Origin of the sequence: Aequorivita antarctica (genome assembly GCF_007997155.1) — a bacterium.
Taxonomy (GTDB): domain Bacteria; phylum Bacteroidota; class Bacteroidia; order Flavobacteriales; family Flavobacteriaceae; genus Aequorivita; species Aequorivita antarctica.
This window is the reverse complement of the sequence record NZ_VORT01000005.1, coordinates 206,035-231,267: the sequence shown is the minus strand read 5'-3', so window position 1 is coordinate 231,267 and position 25,233 is coordinate 206,035. Positions and strand designations below refer to the sequence as shown.

Sequence of the window (25,233 nt, the reverse complement as noted above, 5' to 3'; positions counted from 1 at the left end):
TAAGCTAAAAATCATTTGCTTATAATATGTATGTATCCCAACTTGAAATTTCCAATTATAGAAACTTTACCAATTTTAATGTAAAACTAAAACCCGTTACTCAAATTATTGGGGAAAATAATATCGGAAAATCCAACCTGTTAGATTCATTAGGTTTAATATTCAGCCAAGATGTATCTTTTTTCAAAAGGCGTATACTTGAAATTTCGGATTTTAATTACAACACTATCTTGGAACTTAAGAAGTCAATCTTAAATACTTCCATTCCACCACAAGATATATTATACCCCAAAATTGTAATAAAGGCCACTCTTAAAGACTGGAATTTAAAACAAGAAGCTGTAATAACAGATTGGATGAGCAATTCTGATTTTACTGAAGCTACACTTACCTATACATTCGCTCCAATATCGTCTTTTGACAAAGTTGAAGAAATCACACAACAAAGACAGTTTCTTAAGGATTACGAAGAGGAATTAGGAACTGAAGAATTTAAAAAAATACCGGAAAGCGAGATATTGAATCTTATAAATTTTCCAATTTCAAAATATCACTACCGCATACACGGTGGAAATCAAAACGAAAGCTTAGCAAACGCTTATCATTTAAATCAACTAAAATTTGAGTTACTGGACGCCCTAAGAGATGCGAAATCAGAACTTTCAGCTAGTAGAAATAATGGCTTATTATTTAGGGTATTAAATGCAAATGAAGAAACTGAGTATCAAGATTTGAAGAAACAGTTAGTGGGTCTTCAAAGGGCTATTGAAGATAATGATGCTATTTCAGGGATAAAAAATCGTATTTCGGAACAACTGGATAAAATTTCGTTGAGCACAGAAACATCTAATAACGTTGTTGACCTTATTTTCTCTCTTCCCAACGTAGCCGATTTGTTAAGAAAGCTAAGTTTAATTTATAATGATAACCCTATAAAAATTGAACGTAATGGAACTGGACGAAATAACCTTTTATTCATTTCATTAATGTTATCATTCATAGAGGACCCAGAGCGTATGCAGTCCACTTTTTTTAGAATAGTGGGGCTTGAAGAGCCGGAAGCCCATCTTCACGCAAATCTGCAAAATCATTTAGCCTCAAATCTAGAAGGACTCATTAAAGAAGAGGATGGAACGTATAGAAAAGACATACAGCTAATTCTCACTTCACATTCGAATCATATCACTACCAAAATTGATTTTGAAAATACCGTTGTCCTGCATTTTAAAAATGGCAATGTTCAGGCTCATTATATTTTAGATGGTTTTGGAACAACTGCTGAAGAAAAAAGACAGATAAATTATCTCAAAAAATATCTCGATAGTGAAAACATTAATTTGTTTTATTCAAGACGATTAGCTTTGGTAGAAGGAATCTCTGAAAAGCTTCTCTTTCCTATATTCTATAAAATTAAGACAGGCGAAACTGTTGACCAATCTGCTTGCGCTATTGTCAATGTCAACGGGCTTGCGTTCAAGAATTTTTTGCAGATAGTTGTAAATGGTTTTCATACGAAATGCTTAGTTCTTACGGATAGCGATATTGGAACTAAATCCGAAGATAGAGCTGAAGAACTCAAAAACAAATATGATGGTGTAGATAAAATAAATGTCCAAATTTCGGAACTATCTACTTTTGAAAAAGATTTAATAGACTGCAATAAAAGTAAAGAAGGTAAAAAAATACTCTGTGGGACACTTAAAATAGTACGACCAAATGCTGGGGAAAAATATGTAGATGATTTGGGCACAGATGATATTAATGTCGAAAACTACTTTTCTTTGATTGAAGATTATAAAAGTGAATTTGCTTTGCAACTATCATTGTCACTAACTGCTGAACATACAGGTTTTAACATCCCAAAATATATTGAAGATGGTATTAGTTTTTTAGACCCTTTAATATGTAAGTGATATGATAAATGTGGGTAAACCAAAAATTGTAATTGCAGGTCCTGGTGCTGGAAAAACGCACGGAATGGTAGATGAAATAATCCAAGCACTAAAACACTTAGAACGACACCGCTATATGGTGGTTGTTACTTATACTAACTCAGCTACAAAAAATATAAAGGAACGTCTTGGAAAAAAAATAGCTATACCGCCAAATTTGTTTATTGGTACTATTCATTCGTTTTTAAATCGTTTCATTGTAATACCTTATTCGAGCTTAAATAATAATGACATTAATGGTGAAAAGCTTTTCATTCAATGTGGAACAGACGATGTTCTAAACAGGATGTTCAAAAATACTGGCGAAACACCCGATTTTAAGGCTAAAAATTATATTAAAAGCAGATTAACCACATCCCTAAATAAAGACGGATACATAACCTACGACCAAACATTAAATTTAGCTGAGAAATCTCTCGAAAATAAAAGACTTAAAGAAATTCTAGCGAATAGAATCCAATACTTGTATGTTGATGAATTTCAAGATACTGGGAATAAAATGTTTGGAATTATAGAGTCTCTAAGAAAAGAAAAGAAGACAACTATATATTGTGTTGGCGACCCAGAACAATACATTCAAAGTTTTGACTCATCAATTAAGAACTTTCAAAACATCCCCATTCTTAGGGCTTCAAGGATGAATCAGTACGAAACTACGCTGAATAAAACTAACAGGCGCTCTGTAAAGACCATAGTGACTTTCTTAAATAATTTTAGTCAAAGGATTTGTGAAGCCAATACATTTGAACAATATTGTCATAGCGAAATTTCTGGTGTGCCTGTTAAGTTTATAAGTGCTACCCAAAATATAACTGCAATGTTACCAGAATTCTTTAAAAGATGCGATAGCAACAAAATTCCTTACAAGGAACGAGGAATAATAGCAAAAAAAAAAGATGTAGTAAAAAAGGCAGTTGCTGCATTGAATGGGAATGTTCTTACACCAGATAAATCTGCTAAAATTTCTGCAGTTTCTGAAATTAAAGACACATTATTATCATCTTTGGGAACTAACCAAAGTGCATTTTGTGAAGAACAAGGATTAACACCATTTGATTTAAGGATAATGGCTGTTCAGATAATAAGAGCAATACGCACAGAAATTATAACTAATGAAAATTCATTCGCCTCTTTTATTAAAGACACATTCGACCTTGTTATAAAAAATGATCTTCCTTTCAAAATTGATAACCTGCGTCAAATTATTGTTTCTAATACTGATACTGAAGCTATAATGGTTTCAAATATTCATAGGTTTAAAGGACTTGAATTAGATGCTGTTCTTGCAGTAGCAAAAAATGAAGTTGAGCTTAACCTTTGGTTAGAGTCAAATACTGAAACCAGAGACGGACATTCAGATAGGGCAACAAGTGACTATCCCAGGTTAGGCTATGTAGCTTTTAGTAGAGCAAGAAAGGTATTGTGTATTGCTTGCTTAGAGCCCATTTCAAATAGCACAAAACAAAAGTTAAATGATTTAGGTGTTGAAATAGATACCCCAACTTTAAAATTTCCTGAGTTGTTATAATTGATTTTTTCTGTCATCACTTAATTATCAAATATCGACTTCGCTTCATCATAAATCCTCTCAAAATTAGCTTCCAAATCTACCTTAGAATACTCCTTTGTCCCATTTGGCAGGCTTCTCTGAATCTTCTGTAATTTGAACTGCACTTTTCTATCCTTCCCATCCGCAAAAGCCACAAATTGTCCCTGTTTGAGACGAAAGAAAACATCCGCCCTACGTTTGGACACCTCCTTTTCCCCTTTAGTAACCCGGCTTTCAAAACTCAGGCCGCTACTTTTGCTGATACTGTGCGTGGGCATTTTGATGATCTCGAAGAAACGCTCATAATATTTCGCGGTGTCAGGATCATTGACCTTCCCGAAAAACTGATAGGAAAGGTTGCTCAATATGGCCTTGCTTGCCTTCTCCCCGTACATCATATCATTCTGTATCTTATCCTGCATCACATAGATAGTTGCGATGTCATAACTCCTCAATGTTGCTGGGATGCGGTGCATATTCAATAAACGTATGGTCGGAGCTTCTTCCATCATTAAAAATGACGGAAGGGAATTCCGCACACTCATCTGCTTGGTAATGGTATGGATTATTGTTGCGATTACAGGGGAATAGGCAGTTTCAAATTTTGGATTGTTCACTACAGAAATAACGGCTGGATTACTTCGGTTATTTATATTCAGGGGAACCTCATCTGCAGAAAGTGCCATAAAGATATGTTGGGTGCTGATACGTTTTAGGGCATTTGCCAACGTACTCTTTACCGCTGCCGTTTGCCTCTCGGAGTCCTTGCCACTAATAAACGCATCAGCCATTGCGCGCGAAGTAGTATTTGTACTTAAAAAAGCTACCAAGCTTTCTGTGTCAAGATATTGGTAGATTGCAATAAGATGTGGCAATGTGCAGTATTGCGGATAGGATGTTCGGAGTCTCCAAATAAGACCACCGATCAATCCCTCTGCGGCATCATTAAAGAATTTTGTACTTCCAGTGGTGCCAGATTCCCTATGTTCCAAAAGGTTTTCAATAATGACCCTGGAGAGCTCATTAACGCTTTCCTCATTTTCGATATATCTTGGAGCAATGGGATTTACGCGATGTATTATTTTATCAAACGATATTATATAAAAAGGGACATCGGACTCCCTAAAAAGTGGATATGCCATTTCGGTTATCTCAAAATCCTTATAGTCGTGTATTACCCCACAGAAAGAATATTTTTTAAAATGTTTCAGAAATCCATAGACTACGCTTTCCGTTTTACCGCTACCCGCTGCACCAATTATCGAAGCACCCCTTCTTATATTTTGGATTTTGAAACTACCGATGTTCAATCTAAAGTGAACTTTGTATTTCGAACTGTCTTTAATAGTATGGTCATCTTTTTGAAAAAAAACATACAATATGGTGTTCATCAGCAATATGGGACATACAAAATATAGTAGTGAAGTTTTCCAACCAATTGCATCGGTTATAAAATACAGCAACGAAAAGAGTAAAATCAGGTTTAGCCAAAATCCATATTTTGTCAATCGAAAGATTCCATAGAAAATAAACCCAGCCAGAGCGATGATGGTAATAATATTTATGGGGTCATTAAATTCCATCATTTAAAAATTAAATTCCTATTGAGCTGGATTTGACTGCAATGTCCACTCCCCGTCTCAGTCTGTTAAAAACTTTCAGTGCCAATTGCGCCGAGTTTGTTGGAATGCTCTGGACTGGCAATCCGGATTCCCGTATCAGTTTAAAGGCAATCGCCTTTTCATTTGTTGGCAGTTGCAACAATGCGGAAAAGTAGAAATTTGGATTTTTTATAAATTCCTTTCTCGCGTGATAGGTTTCCACATAATTTCGCTTGTAGCCAAAGTTGCTATCAAAAGTTTTCTCCGCTTTGGCAAAAAATTGATCCCGGTCAAAGCCGCGTTTTATCAGCTTACCGTTCATAATTACTTCGGAAGATTTGTATTTGCTCCCTGGGGAAAGGCTTACTGAATTTGAGGCATCCTTTCGACTTACGATGATGTGGATATGGCTTTGGTTACCTTCCTTTTGCATTCCCCTGACTATACGTTTTCCATTCTGCTGATGGGGAGCTTCCCTTTCCAATTTCCTTATTTCACTTTCCAGAGCTTTGGTGCTCCCCTCCTTCTCTCCGCTCTTGATTGTCCGTATCTCCTTTTCAAGTTTTAGAATTTTAGTTGCAAAGGGTTGGTTCTCCCGAATCTGGATATCCGCTCCCTTGAAGGTGCGTTGGTGTTCAGTTTTTGCATAGTATTTTATATTATCTATGGTTATAGCCTTGCCGTTTATTTCCCGGTTGAAGGAGGCCACATAATCCTTCATAATTTCCCGTGTATATTTTCTTAAATCCTCGCTACTATTTTGCAGATTTTTTATTTCGTATTTTGAGGGGCTGACCGTAATGGAATAAAATTTTGGTTCAATTTTTTTGAGTTTCGCGGTGTTGCCATCAATTTCCTCGACCACCTCCTCCGCTCCTATTTTATCCTCATATTGATTGAAAAAGAATTCCTCATTTTCATTTTCCACACTTAAATTTTCCTTTTCCAGATATTCCACAAAATCAGCTGCACTTTGTGAATAGTTATCTCCCAACTTCTGGGGTGTTATTGTTATATACATTACTAATAAATTTTAATTTTCATCCTGTCGTTCCGTGTATTTCAAAGGTTTTACTTCCGTAGATTTCTTTTCCAAAATGAGGGGCTTTTCATTTGGTGCTGATTCCTCGAAAAGGGAAAGTATCATCGCGGCGGTTGGTTTGGTCTGTGTTTTTTCCATATCCCTCATAATTGCTATCACAGCATTTATTCTTTTCATTATCCGCAATTCAGATGCCATCAGATTTGGGCCCAGGGACTCCTCAGGCGAAATGCCATTGTCCCGAAAAAAGTCCAACATTAGCAGGAGCGTCATCGACTGTGATCTGGATATTGTCTTACAGTACTTCTTAAATTTTTTGGCCACCGATCGTTTAATGCTTAAGCTTTCAAACCGTTCCCTTTCATATCCTCTGTCCATTTTTTTCGTGAAAATTTTGTTGGTTTTGTTGGCGCGGAAAATTTTTTTCGTGAAAAATAATTACCGTTCCAACTTTATCAAATTCCTATGAGAATATAATGAGCTACAAATCAATTATTTATAAATTAAATTGGAATTCTAACATCGCGCAGCGTGTTACCCTCTTGCTTCTCCAATTTTTTCGCGCGCGGACAAAATTTTCGAACTTTTCCATAGAAAATTATAGTTCCAATTTCATTTCCGAAACCGATTCAAAAACTTTGTGATATCCTACTTTGACAACTCGAATTATTGGTATCAAACAATCAATTCCATTGCGGATATTTCACTGGAATTTTATAAAAATAAAAGACCCCTGAAAATTCAGAGGTCTTTGGATTTTGGTTTTAAATGTTAAATATTGAATACAAAATCATAGCTGTAAAGATTTCGCTGTGCTTCCTCATCGAGCATCCTTTCAAAATCAATATTGTGCTTTTCAGCATAATTTCGGATATCATCCCCAAACCGCTCTTGTATTTCCTCTTTGGAATTTTTCAAAAGCTGCGTTTGGGTTTCCTCGTTCAGATTGGAATAATTAAGATAAATCATAACATTTGTTTTGGGATTTCTTAATATTCGCTCGGTAACATAAGTGTATCATTTACAAAAAATAACCGCAGTTCATCCAGTGGAAAATCGGTTGCTCGATAACCGTGCTTTTCCAAAATGGTATCGTTGCCATCTGTGTAGATAATTTCCGCTTCGTAACCAGTAAAATCCTGTTTTTCCTCGGACAATCTTTTAAAGTCGATGGTTACAAATTCACTTCGGTTCATCAGACTTTTTGCAATCACTGAAGTATCTGTTATCAGCCAAAAACAATCTGCAACTTCTGAAAGATATTTCAGTCCGTCCGTAAAACGTGTTCTTAATAATGGGATTTGATAGAACATTTCAGAACCATGGAAATGTTGCAATCCCTGTTTTATTTCGTTAACTTGTGCTTTCATTGTTTAATTTTTTTAGAAGTTAATAATGAATAAGAGGGCGTTGGTTTGGTCGCGAACGCCCTCTTACATTTTACCGCTGTTATTCAGCGTTTCCGTTGTCCTTGGTTCCAAGCAAAAGGATTTCATCTGCTACCACTTCGGTAACATATCGTTTCTCTCCTGCTTCGGTCTCATAGGAACGGGAGGTCAATTTACCGGCTATGGCAACTTCCTTTCCTTTGCCTACGTATTTCTCTACGATTTCGGCAATCTTGCCCCAGGCAACAATAGTGTGCCATTGGGTGTTCTGCACTTTTTCACCTTCTAAATTTTTATAAAATTCATTGGTTGCAAGTGAAAAGTTTGCGACTTTCTTGCCACTCTCTAGGGTCTTGGTTTCGGGGGCATTGCCCACGTTCCCGATCAACTGTACTTTGTTTTTTAGTGTACTCATGATTGAAAAATTAAGGATTAATTAAAATACCATCCGAACCCTTCGGATAGTTTGCGGTTATATTTTTTTTACAGTGATTTACTTATTATATCCAGAGCGTTTTCCTTTTTTTGTTTTTTTAACTTTGTTCCCGCTTCCCTTTTATTGATTTCGTAAGATTCCATAATTTTCGTTTTAGATTTACTTCCCATAGGCCGTCGCTGTTACCTTTTTTTGTTGCTGATACATTTTCAATATTTGGAATTAATAAGGACTTATAAAAGGGAGCCCGCGACCGGTTATGCAGTCCGTTTAACTTCCAAATGTTGGTATTTTGCCGTCAAAAAAAGGTAGGGACAGTGGCGGCTCGGGAGGTTTCTAAAGGACGTATGTGAAATACTAAATCAAGGGAAGTGGGAACAAACGCAAAAATGTGAATTCCGAACGGGCGGACTCCGTTCACAATTTCTGCTTGGGAATGGAGCTCCCGTTCCGGCGCAGCGGATCGGGTCAGTGGAATGGAAAGCGGAAATTGGGACGGTGTTCAAGACTTTTTGTAGAGAAGCTCTTTTCCCGTAATGCAGCTTTTCGCGGAATGCAGGGGAAAGTGCTGAACGGGATATAAATTCTGTATATTATAAGTTTGTAGGATTTAACCCGAAATATTAATTGGTATAGTGTGGATCTAAACTTTCAAAGAAACCTAATTTCCACTTATTAGAAGTGTTCCAAAAAAAGAAGTATACCAGTGCTCTATAGGTTAGAATGTGAAGAAATCCAGTTTTATCGGTTAAATCAAATAACCCTTTTCAAATGACTTTAAAGTACAAATCATTAAAAAAGATAAACAAATAATGATATAATACAATTAGAATTGTTTTTTATTGAATTCTTCATCTAACACTTAATTTAAGTTCTATTTTTTTAGACTTTCATTTTGGTAAAATGGTTGTCCGTAGTAATAACTTTAAGTGTAGGCTATTCATTTATAAATTATGCTGAATCTTAAGTATGGGGAGGTGGCCTAGATAATGGTTCGAACTTTAAAACCGGGACACCTCGATACTAATTTGAAATTGCTGGAGCATTTCAAATTCAATCAGTCAACGGTCATGATATTGGATGTGGCTTCAATTCAAAAATTTTCATTTAATAAATACATAAAAAAGCAACGAATCAGACACAATCGAATAATTAAATGAGTTAAACAAAAGACATATTTCTTAATTTTACAAATTCCGTGTTATTTTAAATTATTGATTTTCAATGTTCAAAAATTACAATAAGTCCCTACTTTCACGCAAGGTCGATTAATTGTTTTTGTTTGATGAATCTTTGTAAAAACATTTAAGACAATGGGAAAATCAACAATTCTTTTAGCCATAGGGCTATTTACCTCAATTATTATATTAGCACAAGAAAAAAAACAAATAGAAATTTTATCTAGTGAAGATATTGTAATTGAAAATACAAATTATTCAACATTTAGAGGCACTATTGAAGTTCCAGAAGATTATAAAAGCCTAAATTCAAAAAAAATTCAATTACCTGTATTTATTGTAAAATCCTCAAGCAAAAATCCGACTGAACCTATTTTTTGGTTAGATGGAGGTCCAGGAGCATCCAATATTCTTTTAGAAAGTAAAATAATATCCGCCAACCCTTCAAAACTATTAGCTAATCACGATTTAGTTTGTATTGGTTATAGAGGAGTTGACGGTTCGACTATTTTAAAGTCAAAAAAAGTAAATAAGGCATTAAAAGGCAAACACAATCAATTGTTAAGTGAGCAATCATTGAATAATGTTGAAGAGAAAATAAAAGAATATCAAGCGCAACTTAAAGAACAAAATATTGACTTAAATAATTACACAATGCTTGATGTTATTGAGGATTTAGAAATTGTTAGAAAACATCAAGGCTATAAAAAGATAAACCTATTGTCAGTGAGCTATGGTACAAGAGTTGCGTTATTATATAGTTATAAATTTCCCGAAGTTATCAATAGAACAGTAATGATTGGAGCAAATCCTCCTGGGCATTTTATTTGGAATCCCGAAAAAACAGAAAGTATTCTTAACAAGTACGATAGTTTATATAAAAATCAAGATGAAGTTGACTACAAAGGTTCTATTAAAGAAATTATGAAAAAATCCTTTGATAATATGCCTAAAAGGTGGTCGGTTTTCAAACTAGATGCTGACAAAATTAAAGTTGGAACCTTTACTTCCCTTTTTTCAAAAGATATGGCAGGTCTTGTTTTTGAGGCCTATAATAGAGCGGCAAATAATTACGACTACAGCTATTTATATTTAATGCAAAAAATGGTGGATATGGCAAGCTCTGAAATTGTATTTGGCGAAATATCATCGAAAGCAGTTAATGCAGATTTTGTAGAAGGAACAAATTACAGAAAAAAACTTCAAGGAGATAATACAATTTTAGGGGGAAACATTTCCAAATTATATTGGGGAGTTTCAAGTGCTTGGCAAATCAAAACAATACCTGAAGAATATAGAAAATGTAGAGAAACTTCAGCAGAAACTTTGATAATAAGTGGTGACCTTGATGTTTCTACACCATCAGACAATGCAAGAGATGAGTTGATGCCATATCTAAAAAATGGACATCAAATTATTCTGAAAAATATGTCGCATTCTGATATTTTCATTAAAACGATGATGACCCCGAATTTTTTATCTGATTATTTTGATAATGGTATAATTAACAAAGATTCTATAACCACACCTGCTTCAATAGATTTTAAGCCTATAATGAAATTTAGTAAATCCCAAATTTTCATAATGGGATTGTTAATGTAAATTTAAAAAAACCTCAGTTTAAAAATATGAAATTAAGAACTTCTCCATTAAAGATAACACTATTATTTGTGTTTGGCATACTATCTTGTACTGAAAATTTAACCCACATGAACCAGGAGCTTTAGTATTCAAAAAGGTGACCAAGACTCAATTTTGCCCTCTATTTCTGTTAATGATACTTTGTTATAAATAGAAATATTTGGAAATTCCCAATAAATAAATGATCTTGTTTTCACTAGGAAGTTCAGGTGCTAATTACAAAAATGCACTTAATGTTAAACAATTAAACTATAACGGCTATTTTGTAGTTTTTTATTACCAAAGATTTGCAAGCTTATGAGAAAGGTAGGTCAATAAAATTTGTACTATTCAAATACTTGAAATCTATAGTTAGTCATTTTAAATTTTTAGTAGTATTATTTTTTTTACTCACAGAATAGTTAAAGTCTTGAAGATTGATTTCTGTTCCAATTAAAACGATTGACTTATTATATCCAGAGCGTTTTATTTTCCACTTTTATTGATAGCAGAATATTAAATGTTAGGGTTCGTTGCCCATTAAAATAGCCCCTTCTTTTCAATCTCATCATCATAATAGATTTAATCTATAGAACAAATCTAAAGACCGTCGCTATTATCCTTTCTTGTAACTGATACATTTTTCAATATTTGGAATTGACAAGGACTTATAAAAGGGAGGCCCGCCCTGAGCCTGGTCGAAGGATACGACCAGTTATGCATTCCATTCAACTTCCAAATGATGGTATTTTGCTTACCAAAAAAGGCAGGGACAGTGGCGCTACGGTAGGTTTCTAAAGGGCGTATGTGAATTTCTAAATCCAGAGAAGGGTAACAAAAGAAAAAAATAAGTTCTGAACGGGCGGACTCCGTTCACAATTTCGGATTGGAATGGGGCGTTCCGTTCCGGCGTAGCGGATCGGGTCAGTGGAATGGAAAGCAGAAATTGGGGACGGTGTCCAAGACCTTTGCAGTGAAGCTCTTTTACCGAAATGAAGTTTTTGCGAAGTGTAGGGGAAAGTGCTGAATGGATTATAAAACTGCAGTTGATTCTTTAAAGAATTCAATGTTGATTTAACTTCAAAGATGGATAATTAGTCCTTAGCTAGATGAGGATTAATCCTAAAAGTCTATTTAAAAAAAAGACCCTGGAAAATCCCAAGGTCTTTTGCTAAGAGTGTCCCCTTTTTTTCTAATTTCAAATCTCTAACGCGGCTCTTTGCCCTTTATCCTCTCTTCATACAAAAATAGCAACTTTATGAAAAAGGTATTGCAAAATTTAAAAAGCCTTCAGAAATTTGAAAATCTTTTATGATTTTGTTTTAATTCTTAATCAATTTATGGACTTCTGTTCGTCCATCCATTAAAAGGATTTTTACGAGATAAATTCCTTTATTCAAATATGACACATTAGTTCTGGTGGAGGTATTTGTTATAATTTTTTGTCCAGCAAGGTTATATATTTCAATTGACTTAATTTCTTCTTTGCTTTGAATATTTACCCAGTCGTTTGTAGGATTTGGATAAATAGCTGTTGATTTTTTTCCGATGAGATCAACATCTATGATTTTCAATGTAGTCAAGTCCAATATGTATTTTAAGACGCCCAACCCAGATGTTCCCAAATAAATGTCGGCAAAATTCTCATGAAAATGAAAATCGGTAGAAGAAAATACATGAGATAGATTAATTGGAGTGAATGATCCGCCTTCAATGTTTTCCCAAGTTTGTCCATTATTTTGTGAATATATTATTTCAAGATGTGTGCCATCGGGATTGCTTGTGGTCGCAATAATTCCCTCTTCAGAATAGGCTATGTTGTTTGAAAAAGAATTATAGATTTGCCCCCACGTTTCTCCACTATCAAAAGATTGGAAAATCCCTTTTGATGTTGCAATAGTAAAATTCTGTTGATTTGAAGAATTTTGAATTAATTTTATAATCAGGTCTGATTCTTCATTTAATACTTCGAGCCCAATACTACTATTAATCCAAGAACTTCCTCCATCGAAGGATTTAAAGATTCTACCTCCCTGAGATATCAAAATACTATTTGAGTTAGTGGGGTCGAGGTGAATATTCATCACTCTCCCATTAATTTGTGGCACAGTAATATTGGTGATTTGGGGCGAATTTATATTTGTAAAATCAATTTTTTTAATTTCAGCTATGTCTCCGTTGAAGGAAAATGACACATAAATTATATTTTGATTATTCGGAAGTGTAGAAACTGCATTAAATTCATTCTTGTTAGCTACGGTGTAAATAATATTTTGGTCTTCACCATGATTTTCACTTACTTTTAGATCAAATGGCGGGGAAAAAACATAAACCCTTCCTTCAATATTTTTATCAATATGGAGCACAGTATTTGGAGTAAAAGATTGGGAGTTTAGTGGAGTAAGATTATAGGCGTCTTCTTCCATATTTTGTAAATTCTTGTGAACAAAACCATATTGAACCCCATAATATAAATGTTCAGCTCCATTTTTATTAAAATATTTCAAATTACCCTGTTCTTTAAAGAAGGAAGTCTTTAGCCTTTCTAAATCTACTCCCTTATTAGTAGAAAATAGTGGAAAAAAAGTCGAGTTAATAAAAATTTCATTTTCATTAAATGGATTGAAGGAAGCATTTCTTCCAGAAAAATATCCCTCAACATTATTATCAACGTCAGGATGTATAAATAAGTCCCAGTTTTCACCCCCGTCATTAGAGATTGCTATTTCGTTCTCTTCTAATACAATAATATTATTAAGATTAGACGGATTTATCTCAATTACACTAATATTGTCCCCTATATAAGGAGTCCAAGGAATAGAAATTAAATTCCACGTTTCTCCTCCATCAATCGATTTATATAGACCCTCTGAATGATCATTTCCATAACCAATTCCTGACCCTAACCAAATCTCCTGAGGGTTTTCGGGATAGAAAGTGATAGGTTTGAAACAGATTCCAGTCAATTTTTCAGTCCAGGTTTGCCCTCCATCCTCTGAAATCAATAACCCTCCTGCAGAATCTTGAAAACTAATACCTCTCGCTATAAAGAGTTTTTCTTGATTATCAGGACTAATAGCCACGTTTTCTGGAAAATAATCCAAGTTATCGTTGGAATAGTATACTTCTGTCCAATTTTCACCTCCATCGATTGTATAATGTACTTTGGAATAACTAAAGAAATCAATTTTATAGTCTTGAATAACTAACGCAACATCCGTATCTCCTTCCCAGATTGAATAAGCCTTAATCCGTTCTCTATCTCCCTGTTCTGGAACATAAAAACTCTTTGTTATTGCACCAGAGTCTAAATCATATATATAAAGTCCGTAATTTTCTGTGTTTTTTGTAACAAAGCTCAATGCATTTTCAGAAGAAATAAATTTTAAGTCATCTAATTCTCCCTCTGGGTGCGCGTAAAGTATATCCCATGTGAAACCGTTGTCATTTGAAAAGATAATATGATTACCTTGGGTAATTGCATAAACTCTGTCTTCAACATTTTTATCGTAAGTCAAATTAAAAATTCTACCATACTCGCTTGACCCAATCACTTGAAACTGCGAAAATAGATAAGAATAAGAACCTAAAAAAATAATGACCAAAAGCGTAAATTTTTTCATAATCTGTATATTTATAATTAATTCAAGCGCAAATTCAAACCTTTATTTCAAAATTCTTGAAATAACTAAATAATAAGCGAGACAATAAATGGCAAAAAGCGTGACCTTGCAGCTAAATATCTGATATGTAGTTATACAAGTCGGAATATTCTGGTAAATTCATTTTTTTAAGTATACGTTCTTTTCTCTTTCTACAAGCCACAACCGTTATATTTAATAAAGAAGATATTTCTTTGGTTGATAAATTCATATATATATAAGAAAGATACCTGAGGTCATTTGATGTTAAATCAGAGTGTTTTTCTTTTAAAGATTTTAAAGCTGAAGGATTTACTCTTTCAAAGTGAGTGAAAAAGTTATCCTCTTGTGAGTCTTTTTTTAAATGATTTTTTAATTCAAAAATTCTTCGATTCAAAAATTCATTTTTTGAGATTTCGGCGGAATTTGTAAGCGAATCTATAATATTTTCAATTAATTCGTTTCTTGTGGAGATTGAAACTACTTTAGAGGTAAGTTCACGATTTTTAGAATCTATTTCACTTTTTAATTTTTCTTGTTTAAAAAGATTTAAAACTTCCATTTCTCTGAGGTGTTGTATCAACAAAATCTTGTCTTTTTTTTGTTTTTCAACCTCGAGTCCAGCTATCTTATAATTTCTTTCGGAGATTATTTTTCGTTGTCTTAATTTAACTGAATAATTCCAGATTGCCCAAAATGAAATCAATATTAAGAGGATGATTCCACCGATAATACTGTAAAACAAGTTTCTTTCAGCCTTCAATATTTTCTGGCTTTCTCTGAGCTCCTTCTCGTAATTTTGCAATTCGAATTTGACGCGGCTGTTTTCAAAAAGTCTTCCGTTTTTGATTTGATTTAAAGAGTCTTTTGCCCAGATAACAGAATCTTTATAAATAAATGCCAAAGAGCTTTTATTCTCTGTGCGGTAAAGTTCACTAAGTTGGTTGTAAACATCAATTTTATTTTCAATGTTTGAATTGGAATCATTTCCGGCGCGCATCGCATAATCAATAGCCAATTTTTGGTTTCCCTCATACTTATATATATCAGAAATGTTCATCAACAAGGAAATTCGATGTTCACTCAGTTCGGGAGTATTTAGTGTTGTTAGCAATTGCAAAGCTATTCTCTTTGCCTCATCAAAATCTTTTTTTAGAATAAGAGTATGGACATAGGTGATTTTAGCCTGATCGAGAATTGGGGGAACATTTTTAAGTAAGGGAATTGCTATCTTAATATATTGATCTGCTTTTTCTATTTCACTTTTTTGGCTGGCAACCGTCGCTAAATTGGTTGCATACAAGCCAATTTTGAGACTGTCTTGATTCTTCTTAGCAATATGGTAGGCCTTCAAAAAATATTCTTCAGCTTTCTCAAACTTTTGTTCTTTTGAGTAAAGTATTGCTATGTTATTGAGAACAGACATTTCGTATTTGGCATCGAGTCCTTTCAAAGCAATTTTGTAGGCTTCCAAGTAATTATCAAGTGCTTCGCCATAATCGAGCATGAGGTAATAATTTGCACCGAGATTATTGAAGGCTAAAAAAAGTTGTTTTTGCCAAGCATTATTTATCGCCATAGTTTTGACTTCGGTTAGTAATTCCAATGAACGGGTATGGTTCTTTTGGTTCATTTCCGAAATAGCTTCTACAAAAATTTTGTCGCATTCTTCGATAGTTTGTGCTTGAGTAAAACCACAAAGCATCAAAAAACTAAATAATTTAAAATGCTTCAAATTATTCACAACAAAATTTATCGGATTTAAGGGCACGATAAACAGTAATCCATTCCTACATCGGTCGAAGAGGATATTTTGCAAAAACTTCAAAGGTTTGAAAGCTTGAATAGATTTACCAATCAAAAACTTTCCGTATCCACCCCCACCATAAAGCTGAAAGGAAATAACACTTATCTTTCTGAAATAATCAAGACTCAATCGCATATTTTATAAGTAAGTATATTTGAAAAAGACCCTGGAAAAAATTCCAAGGTCTTTTAATTGTAAAAATTAACCTAATAAAACTATTCTTTCAGCAATCGTTTTGTAATCTGACCTTCTTTTGCTTTTATTATTACTATATAGTTAGCCGCAGCAAGATTATCTACGTCTAGGGTTTTGGTTCTTGACATTCCTTTTAAATTGAATGAGTGTACCAATCTTCCTGTTAGGTCATAAATATCTGCCTTTTCCAAATCAAGATTTTGTGGGTTCCTGATAGTTATATTGCCTTTTGCTGGGTTAGGATACATTGTTACAGTACCAAGGTTCTGATTGTTGCCTCCCATACCTAGCGTGCTCTCCACAATAAGCTCAAACTCACAGGTGCCAGTGTTTCCGTATTCATCTGTCGCCGTGAGAGTGATGGTATATGTACCGTCTGATAATGACGTACCCGCTGCAGGATCTTGGGTAGTAATGGTTACCGGGTCTGTACAGTTGTCTATTGCTGTAGCTTCACCAGTTCCGAAATAATCCGGAACGATGTAGAACAGATTACCAGCTCCCGGATCAACAGTTTGGTCAGCTGGGCAAGTAATTACGGGTGCCAGGAGATCAACTGCTGTTACTACTGCCATACAAGTGGATAGGTTACCGTTATTATCCTGGCTGAAAACCTGAACCGTTACCGGAGTACCGATATCCGCACAACTGAACTCCGTAATGTCCACTGCTACCGTAAGGATACCACAGGCATCATCGTTGGAAGCTATCACATCACTTGGGTTAAGAGTTGCAGTTCCATCCGCTCCGATTTCAATAGTGAAATCTTGGCAGACAAGCACTGGGCTTGTATTGTCCTCCACCGTTACAATAGCGGTACAAGTTTCAGAGTTTCCGTTCACATCTGTTACGGTAAGTACCACTGCGTTGTCGCCTATGTTCGAGCAGTCGAACGTGTCAATATCCAGCTCATAACTTGCAATACCACAGGCATCGGTAGAACCATTGTCTATATCAGTTCCAAGAATAGTTACAGTTCCTGTAACAGGATCAAGTTCCACGGTAATGTTCTGACAGGCCACTATTGGGGCGGTTACGTCTTCAACCGTTACGATGGCTGTGCACGTACTTGTATTTCTGTTTACATCTGTTACAGTAAGAACCACGTTATTATCTCCAACATTAGAGCAGTCGAATGTATCAATATCTATTGAAATATTCGCCACGCCACATTGGTCGGTGCTTCCTCCATCAACATTCGCTGCAACAATGCTTGCGTTTCCAGATGCATCCAATTGGATAGTAATATTCTGGCAAACTGCCACCGGAGCTTCATTATCGATTACCGTAATGATAAAGCTACAAGTGTTAGTATTTCCGTTTACATCGGTTGCAGTAAACTCAATGGTAGTTGTTCCCACTGGGAACATACTTCCGCTTGGGTCGCCTATCGTTTGCACTATGGTATCAACCCCACAGTTGTCAAATGCTATCGGTTGTGGAAAGTTTACAATGGCGGAGCAATTGCCGGCATCAGTGTTAACCGTAATATCTGCAGGACAAACTATAGTAGGTGCAATACTATCTTCAACTGTAACTATTGTAGTACACTGTGAAGCGTTTCCGTTTACATCTGTTACCGTAAGAATTACCGCATTTGGGCCTACATTACTACAATCAAAATCGGTAACATCTATCGAAGTGCTTGCAATTCCACAGGCATCGGTGCTGCCATTATCAATATCCGCTACGGTAATGCTAGCCATTCCGTTAGCATCAAGCTGAATAGTGAAAGGTGCGGCACAATTGGCTACTGGGGCAACATTATCTTCTACTGTTACAACAGTTGTACAGGTTGAACTGTTTCCGTTTACATCGGTTACAGTAAGTGTTACGTTGTTGTCGCCAACATCCGCACAGGTAAAGTCGGTAACGTCAATGCTCGTGTTAGCAATGACACAATTGTCAGTAGAACCGTTGTCTATATCGCCAACTGTAATACTCACCATTCCATTAGCATCTAGTTGAACCGTAAATGGTGCGGCGCAATTGGCCACTGGGGCTTCATTATCATTAATAATTACATCAAAACTGCAAGTTGACGAATTGCCTGAAGCATCAGTAACGACAAATGTATTTGTTGTGGTTCCTACAGGAAAAGTTTCGCCTGAAGCCAAACCAGCTGTTTGAGTTGTGGTTGCGCCTGAACAATTATCAGTACCAACTGGAGCGGTATATGTTATCACAGCACCGCAAATTCCAAGGTCATTGTCTTGGGTAATATTTCCAGGGCAAGTGATTTCTGGAGCTTCAGTATCATTTACTGTAACATCAAAACTACAGGTGGCCGTGTTTCCCGCTGAATCTGTTACAACGAACGTATTGGTTGTAGTTCCGACTGGGAATGTGCTTCCTGAAGGAAGTCCAGCGGTTTGGTTAGGTTCCACGCCCATATTCCAAGTAATATTAACTTCACCGTTGCCTGATCTAGCTCCTGCAGTATTAGTTTGATTAGTGCCTGTATTTAGAGATCCACCGCCACCACCACCGCGGTTAGGAACTAATCCAAGGTTTGCGCCACCTGCTCCTCCAGAGTATCCGCCGCCGCCGCCGCCAGCATTTCCGCCAGCACCGCCACCACCAAAGCCACCACTACCACCTACTACACAACTTCCAGAAGGATCTGTACCACCAGTTCCGCCGTTTACAAAGGCAAAACCTCCACCATCTGCTGATGCTCCTCCATTACCGAGTAAACCTGCTCCACCAGAACCAGACCAACCACATCCAGATGTATTTGGGTTTCCTAGTTCACCACCGCTTCCAGCGGTACCGCCATTTGCATTTTCTACACTCATCCCATCAGAAGTAATAACAGCATCATAACCAGGAAATGAATTGTCATGCTCAGCTCCACCGCCACCACCTGCAATAACTAAGGGTGCATCGGTATCTGTAGTTACAAAGCTTCCGCCGCCGCCGCCATAGCCATAATCAACTAGACCTTGTTGACCAACCAATATTTTTAATTGGTTTCCAGGAGTGACTGAAAAATCTCCTTTCATATAAGCTCCTAAACCGCCAATGGTGCTTCCCCCTTGAGCGCCAAAAGCCTCAACGGTGATACTGGTAACACCAGCAGGAACTATCCAATTTTCTAGAACACCTGTATACGTAAATGTTTGTGATCCAGAAGCTCCTGCGCTACAATTATCTGAAATAGCTACATTATAATTAACTTCAGCACCACAAACTCCAAGATCATTATCTTGTGTAATATCTCCAGGGCAAGTAATTGTTGGTGCTTCGGTATCGTTAATCGTTACATCAAAAATACAGGTAGAGGTATTGCCTGAGGGATCAGTAACTACGAATGTATTCATAGTTGTTCCCACTGGGAAAGTACTTCCTGATGGAAGGCCAGCAGTTTGGGTGGTAGCTGAACCTGAGCAATTATCTGTTCCAACAGGAGCAGTAAAAGTTATTACCGCACCGCATACGCCCGGATCGTTATTTTGGGTAATACTTACTAGGCAATTGATAACTGGATTTTCATTATCAATTACTGTTACTGTAAAAGAGCAGCTATCATTGTTACCACTTGGGTCTATGGCCGTATATTGTAATGTTGTAGTGCCTATGGGAAACATACTTCCGCTCGATAAACCACTAGTATCTGTTTGGGTTACCGTAGCACTACAATTATCGGTTACAGTAGGAATTAAATATGTTACCAATGCTCCACAAACAGTAGCATCGTTATTTACATTTATGTTACCTATACAGGTTATTTGTGGGGCAATTGTATCTTGAACAGTTACAGTTGCATTACAAGTAGCTACATTTCCACTATTATCCGTTACGGTTAGTGTAACTGTATTACCCCCAATATTAGAGCAATTGAAAGAATTTGGACTTACCGTGCGTGAGGCTATTCCACAATTATCTATGCTACCAGCATCTACGTCAGAAGCAACAATACTTGCAGTTCCAGAGGCATTTAGCTGTACCGTAATATTTTGGCAAACAGGAATGGGGAGTGTATTATCAACGCTGCTAACAGTTACACTTCCGCAAGAACCAGGAGATACACAGCCACCTTCCCCACGCACATAATAAGTTGTTGCTGGGTTTCCAGGGTTTACTGTAAAAGAATTTGTAGATGTCGTTCCCACAAGAGTGCCTCCGCAAGAACCTGTATAAATAGCCCAAGAGGTGGCATCATTCAATGACCCAGTGATATTAAGAGTTGCGCTACCGCCAGGGCATACCTTATTTGGAGTTGCCGTAACAATAGGAACCGTGGGATTGTTACATGGTGGAGGACCTCCTGTAACATTTACCGTGAGGGTCCAATTATTACCTAATGCGAAATCACCACCAACAATAACCTGATAGGTACCTGGAGCTGAAGGCACGGGGGTTATATTACCTCCGGGAAAGCTTACTGATCCAAGACCTACTAAAAAAAATCCGCTGGGATTTCCATTTGTAGAAACAGAAGCAGTGATACTGGTAACTGTTTGACCAGCCCCTACAACAATCTGGAAATTATCCCTTGTATCACCTGGACTAGTTACGGTACCAGTATATGTATTGGCTCCTACAGCAAGGTTAAATGAAGGGCCAGTTCCCGAACCTGGAAAATCAGGTGGTTCATTTTGAGCAATTAAAAAATTGAAGAATAGCATTGCCATAAGAGCAAAACCAAAGGTAAATTTGTTCATAGATTTGGGATTTTGTTAAAATTTATTAGATTAGAAAACATAGAGCATACCTATTATCAGAGTATAAAATTTTAGAATGATTCATACTATTTAAAAGAATTCAAAAGAGCTGTTGCTCCTGAGATTAACAAGTATATAAAATCCACCCTACGAACTCTTTTATAAAAAAGTTAAGGAATTTAAGCACGAGATTTCTTTCAGAAACTGTACAGAATCTTTTTAGATACTGCTGTAAAAGCAGTATCTAAAAAGAACTTAGGGTGGAAAATATTTTTTGTATATCTTATTTAGGAATGAAAAAGGATTTAATCTTTTATCACTCTAAATGTTTTTTGACCACCATTAATTGTTACTTTCATAAAATACAACCCTGGCATCATGGCACTGGTATTTACTTCCAATTGAAGAGCATTTTCCATAATCTCCATAATATTTTGACCCAACAAATTATAAATTTGCACCTTTTCTATAGGACTATTTGCCTTTAAGGTAAGTTGATTGGTTGCTGGATTCGGAAAATATCTGAATTGGCCAAAGTTCTCTTCTGTTATTGAGAGTGCCATGGTATTAAAAGTTTCAGGCCCAGTGAAATTACTTTTGATATCAGAATTGCAGACAGCACGAACATAAAGATCGTATATTGTATCAGGATCGAGGTTGTTTATGGTTTCACCAAGAACTCCATCATTATCCATAACACTAATGCCTGTAATTTCGGGATCAAAACCTGGCGCTCCGTATTTAATTTCCCATTCGGTTTCACTACCTCCAGCTGTCCAGCTTACATCGGCCGTGTTTTCAGTAACATTACTAACTGAAATATCTGTTGGTTGAGGGCAATCAATGCCATCATTATTTACTTCAATACAAAATGAACCTTCCATTGTTCCATCACCAAAACTAATAAAACCATTAACCTGAACATAATAAGCATTACCAGCAGTTAACCCAGTTAATGTTACAACAGATAAAAATCCCATTCCAGTATTTCCGCCATCTTCATCGCAACCCACTTCAATACCTAAAGTAGCTAGATTTCCACAATTTGTTGGAGCTTCATATACAGCAACTTCTGTATCTTCCAATGTGCCTCCTTCAAAGTCTGTAGTAACAGTAACCTCACCACTCAACGGAGCTACAAAACTAAACCAAACTGTTTGATCCCCTGCAGCTTGAAAACAACTGCCTTGAGGTTCATTTATTTCCAAGGTGCCACCAACATTTGAGAAACTGCTGCCGACACAACCCCCATCAACAATCAAAGGTATTGCATTACACAATTCGTCATTAACAGGGCGGGTCTTCATAGTTATGGGGCCAGCAAAAAAACTGTCACCATCAGAACCACCACATTGTGCTTGTACATAAACACTATAAATATGTGCTGGAATAAGATCAGTAATGGTTGTATTTGGATTGTTACTTACTTGGACTGAAGTTCCATCTATGGCAGGATCAAAACCTGGTTCTCCATATTTTAAAAGCCATTCAGATTCATTACCCCTTGGTGTCCAACTCATATCAGCGGATATAGAGGTAGTTGAATCAACCCGTAAACTTGTTGGTTTTGAACAAGCGGGTGTTTCAGTAATGGAAATATCATCCATAGCCATATACACAGGAAAAAAACCACCATCTAAATGTCCTAAAATTCCAATATAAACAACCCCTGATGTTGTAGTTGTAAATGTCCCGCTAACTTCTTGGTAGTCGCCATCCGTTATTTCAGTAATAGGAATAATTTCATTGACCATATCTCTAGCAGTTCCTGAAATGCCATAGCTTGCAGATAGATTTGATCCCGAAACATTGCTCTGTCTAGCATAGAAGGTAAGTGTATAATTAATACCAGCTTGTACTTCTATTGGATAAAACATCCAAGTATCACTGCCCTTAGGTAGATATATATCCCAGTTTCCGGTTCGTGGAGCTCTGTTGTCGGCAGTAATAGAGTTATTGACTTTCCAATAGGTATTATTCACTAATTCCTGTGTCCAACATCCACCTAAGTCATCATTGTGCGAATATCCATTTTCAAAGCCTTCGAAAAAAGGTAGTGTTGCCGCTACGCAAGGAGTAAAAAATCTGGACGGTCCTGCAAATTTACTCTCACCATTGCCGCTGCCGCATAAGGCTTTAACATAAATGTCTTGAATAGTTCCAGGCTCTAAATCTAATATGGTAGTATTTGGAGATCCTGTAACTGACATTAAACTGCCTTCAGTAACTGGATCGAAACCTTTTGGGCCATATTTAACTTCCCATTCACTTTCTGTCGCTCCTAGAGCCCAATCTAGATCTAATGATGTAGCTGTCAAATTCTCAATACTGATATTTGTAGGCTTGGGACACGGCGGCAAGGCCGAAACAGAGAATTCATCTACATAAAGATGAAAAGCTGCAGTAGCTGTGGCCACTACTGCTATATGAACAGACTGCCCATTATAGGCGGAAAGATTATAAGTATAGTTAATGTATTCACCAAAATCATCTACATCAGAAATTGTAGTTTCTGAGCCTAATAAATCTCTAAAATCGCCAGGATTTGTACCTGTAGTAGACAATTTAACCTCAAAAGATTCCGGAAATCTTAAGCCAGTTCCTCCTGCAAAGAAGGAAACAAGGTCTGAAACTCCTGGGGTCACAACAAATTGGGGTGAAATTAAATAATCATCATGCGCATTTGTTTCATAATTAATACGAACTCCCCCATCCCCTCGATAGCCATCTCCTGGATTAAATTGCCAAGTTCCTCCCTGACCATCATTATCAATAACTGTCCATTCACTAGGAATTTCCACATCGAAACTTTCTAAAAATTGTGCTGCGGCTTGCCAACTTGACAAACCCAGCAACATTATGCCCATTAAAACTGTAATTTTTCTCATTTATTCATTTTTATTTATTAGTATTCAAATTAATTTTATATTTAAATTTTAAACCCTTGTTTAGTGTATTAATCTTGCCGCTCTACAATTCTTTTTTTAGCGCTTCGCTATATAGTCCAATTTGCACTAAATTGTTCCGATAGTCTGCCTCCTAATAAATACCATCTTTAAAAAAAGGGGTTATTCATTGGTGGTATTCCAGAATAGTTATGTTAATTCAATAGTATTATGCGGCTTTATAGTTTCATTATCAATCCACATTTCTTGCCTGAAATTTTTCAAATAAATAATCCTAATTAACTGATTAGTCTGTTTGTTTTTTGGGCCATTTCCATGCATACCCAATTATCAAAATGGTAATGAAACTTTCCAGAAAAGCGAGAAAAACGTAAAACATTCTCCAGGGCACCATAGAGGTTAAAGCAATTAATAACATCATTGCTGCAAACAAAAATCCAAACAAGAGATTCAAGATTCTATTTGCTTTAGGCTTAAGGAGAATAGATAAAAAAACCATAACTGATGGAATTGCCAAAAGAACTGAGGCGGCAAACAATTTTACCGGACTGTCCAATATATTTACACCGCTTATAAGACCAGCAACTTTATTAGGTACATATAATTCAAAATAATCACCATATAACATGCAAAGTGTTACTGATGCCCATAGTGCAGACAACTTTATTTTTACGTTGATTTTAAAGTCTTTTAAATTGCCTTTTGTTGTTTTGTTCGGGTTCATGTCTTTATTTTTTAAATAGTTGATGATATAACTGTCTTACTACTTATCACTATAAGTTTAGTGTCTACTTAATAATATTTTATTAAATGTTCTTTATCCAGTTTTCATAGCTCATTTCAAACTTTATTTCGTCAATCCCATGTGTGCCTATTTCATTCCATCCTGCATTTCTATAAAACATTTCAGCTCTCGTTTCTGGGTTTGTACCTAACCACAAATTGGTTCGTGTATGGTCAAAATACCAATTGAGCATCACGTCGTGAAGTTTTCTTCCAATGCCTTGCCGTTCAAATTCTGGCATTAAAAATAGCGCCCAGATATTGTTATCTTTTAGATCGACTATTGAAAACCCGATAATCTTATTGTCAATTTCACATACCCATCCCCTTCCCCGTTGCATTATAAATTCTTCACAGTCTTTATCGGTTACCAAATTGGGATTTGAAAGTGTATTTTCCTTAACTGAATTTCTCACTATCTGGATTTGCTTTATGTCGCCGATTTCTGCTCTTCTGATTATCATTTTC

At 36.1% G+C, this 25,233-nt stretch carries 15 protein-coding genes; 3 read left to right on the top strand and 12 right to left on the bottom strand.

Annotated elements, in window-relative coordinates:
- Positions 1–26 precede the first annotated feature (26 nt).
- A complete protein-coding gene (locus ESU54_RS09160; protein WP_111844333.1) occupies positions 27–1,913 on the top strand; it encodes an ATP-dependent nuclease in 1,887 nt (628 codons plus the stop codon).
- A gap of 1 nt (position 1,914) precedes the next feature.
- Positions 1,915–3,480, top strand: a complete 1,566-nt coding sequence (locus ESU54_RS09155; RefSeq protein WP_111844332.1) for a UvrD-helicase domain-containing protein — start codon at positions 1,915–1,917, stop codon at positions 3,478–3,480.
- Between the two features lie 20 nt (positions 3,481–3,500).
- Here the strand turns inward: ESU54_RS09155 and ESU54_RS09150 are convergent, their stop codons facing one another.
- The 6 genes from ESU54_RS09150 to ESU54_RS09125 all read right to left on the bottom strand — a co-directional run bounded on the left by ESU54_RS09150 (position 3,501) and on the right by ESU54_RS09125 (position 7,947).
- On the bottom strand, positions 3,501–5,084 hold the full coding sequence (locus ESU54_RS09150; RefSeq protein ID WP_111844331.1) for a type IV secretory system conjugative DNA transfer family protein: 1,584 nt from the start codon (positions 5,082–5,084) through the stop codon (positions 3,501–3,503).
- 10 nt (positions 5,085–5,094) lie between these two features.
- Positions 5,095–6,123 carry a MobB family relaxase gene (gene mobB, locus ESU54_RS09145; protein ID WP_111844330.1) on the bottom strand — a complete coding sequence of 343 codons (1,029 nt, stop codon included), beginning with the start codon at positions 6,121–6,123 and terminating at the stop codon, positions 5,095–5,097.
- A 12-nt stretch (positions 6,124–6,135) separates the two neighbouring features.
- Complete coding sequence (locus ESU54_RS09140) at positions 6,136–6,522, bottom strand: BfmA/BtgA family mobilization protein (protein ID WP_111844329.1); 387 nt, start codon at positions 6,520–6,522, stop codon at positions 6,136–6,138.
- Between the two features lie 393 nt (positions 6,523–6,915).
- Positions 6,916–7,113 (bottom strand): hypothetical protein, encoded by a 198-nt coding sequence (locus ESU54_RS09135; protein ID WP_146848107.1) that lies wholly within the window; start codon positions 7,111–7,113, stop codon positions 6,916–6,918.
- Between the two features lie 20 nt (positions 7,114–7,133).
- Complete coding sequence (locus ESU54_RS09130; protein WP_111844327.1) at positions 7,134–7,514, bottom strand: DUF6876 family protein; 381 nt, start codon at positions 7,512–7,514, stop codon at positions 7,134–7,136.
- Positions 7,515–7,593: 79 nt separating this feature from the next.
- Complete coding sequence (locus ESU54_RS09125) at positions 7,594–7,947, bottom strand: single-stranded DNA-binding protein (RefSeq protein WP_111844326.1); 354 nt, start codon at positions 7,945–7,947, stop codon at positions 7,594–7,596.
- Between the two features lie 1,334 nt (positions 7,948–9,281).
- On the opposite strand from ESU54_RS09125, the gene ESU54_RS09120 reads away from it, so the two are divergent.
- Positions 9,282–10,748 carry an alpha/beta fold hydrolase gene (locus ESU54_RS09120; protein WP_111844325.1) on the top strand — a complete coding sequence of 489 codons (1,467 nt, stop codon included), beginning with the start codon at positions 9,282–9,284 and terminating at the stop codon, positions 10,746–10,748.
- 1,340 nt (positions 10,749–12,088) lie between these two features.
- On the opposite strand, the gene ESU54_RS09115 is transcribed toward ESU54_RS09120, so the two are convergent.
- The 6 genes from ESU54_RS09115 to ESU54_RS09090 all read right to left on the bottom strand — a co-directional run bounded on the left by ESU54_RS09115 (position 12,089) and on the right by ESU54_RS09090 (position 25,229).
- The gene (locus ESU54_RS09115; protein ID WP_111844324.1) at positions 12,089–14,389 is read right to left on the bottom strand and encodes a T9SS type A sorting domain-containing protein; all 2,301 of its coding nucleotides are present in this window, start codon (positions 14,387–14,389) and stop codon (positions 12,089–12,091) included.
- 112 nt (positions 14,390–14,501) lie between these two features.
- Positions 14,502–16,349, bottom strand: coding sequence for a tetratricopeptide repeat protein (locus tag ESU54_RS09110; protein WP_146848106.1), 1,848 nt, complete (start codon positions 16,347–16,349; stop codon positions 14,502–14,504).
- Between the two features lie 80 nt (positions 16,350–16,429).
- Positions 16,430–21,076 (bottom strand): HYR domain-containing protein, encoded by a 4,647-nt coding sequence (locus tag ESU54_RS18170; RefSeq protein WP_111845625.1) that lies wholly within the window; start codon positions 21,074–21,076, stop codon positions 16,430–16,432.
- 305 nt (positions 21,077–21,381) lie between these two features.
- Positions 21,382–23,964: a T9SS-dependent choice-of-anchor J family protein gene (locus tag ESU54_RS09100; protein ID WP_111845624.1), complete on the bottom strand. Its 2,583-nt coding sequence runs from the start codon at positions 23,962–23,964 to the stop codon at positions 21,382–21,384.
- A 304-nt stretch (positions 23,965–24,268) separates the two neighbouring features.
- Positions 24,269–24,706: a DUF6326 family protein gene (locus ESU54_RS09095; protein WP_111845623.1), complete on the bottom strand. Its 438-nt coding sequence runs from the start codon at positions 24,704–24,706 to the stop codon at positions 24,269–24,271.
- Between the two features lie 82 nt (positions 24,707–24,788).
- Positions 24,789–25,229 carry a GNAT family N-acetyltransferase gene (locus ESU54_RS09090; protein ID WP_111845622.1) on the bottom strand — a complete coding sequence of 147 codons (441 nt, stop codon included), beginning with the start codon at positions 25,227–25,229 and terminating at the stop codon, positions 24,789–24,791.
- Positions 25,230–25,233: the final 4 nt, after the last annotated feature.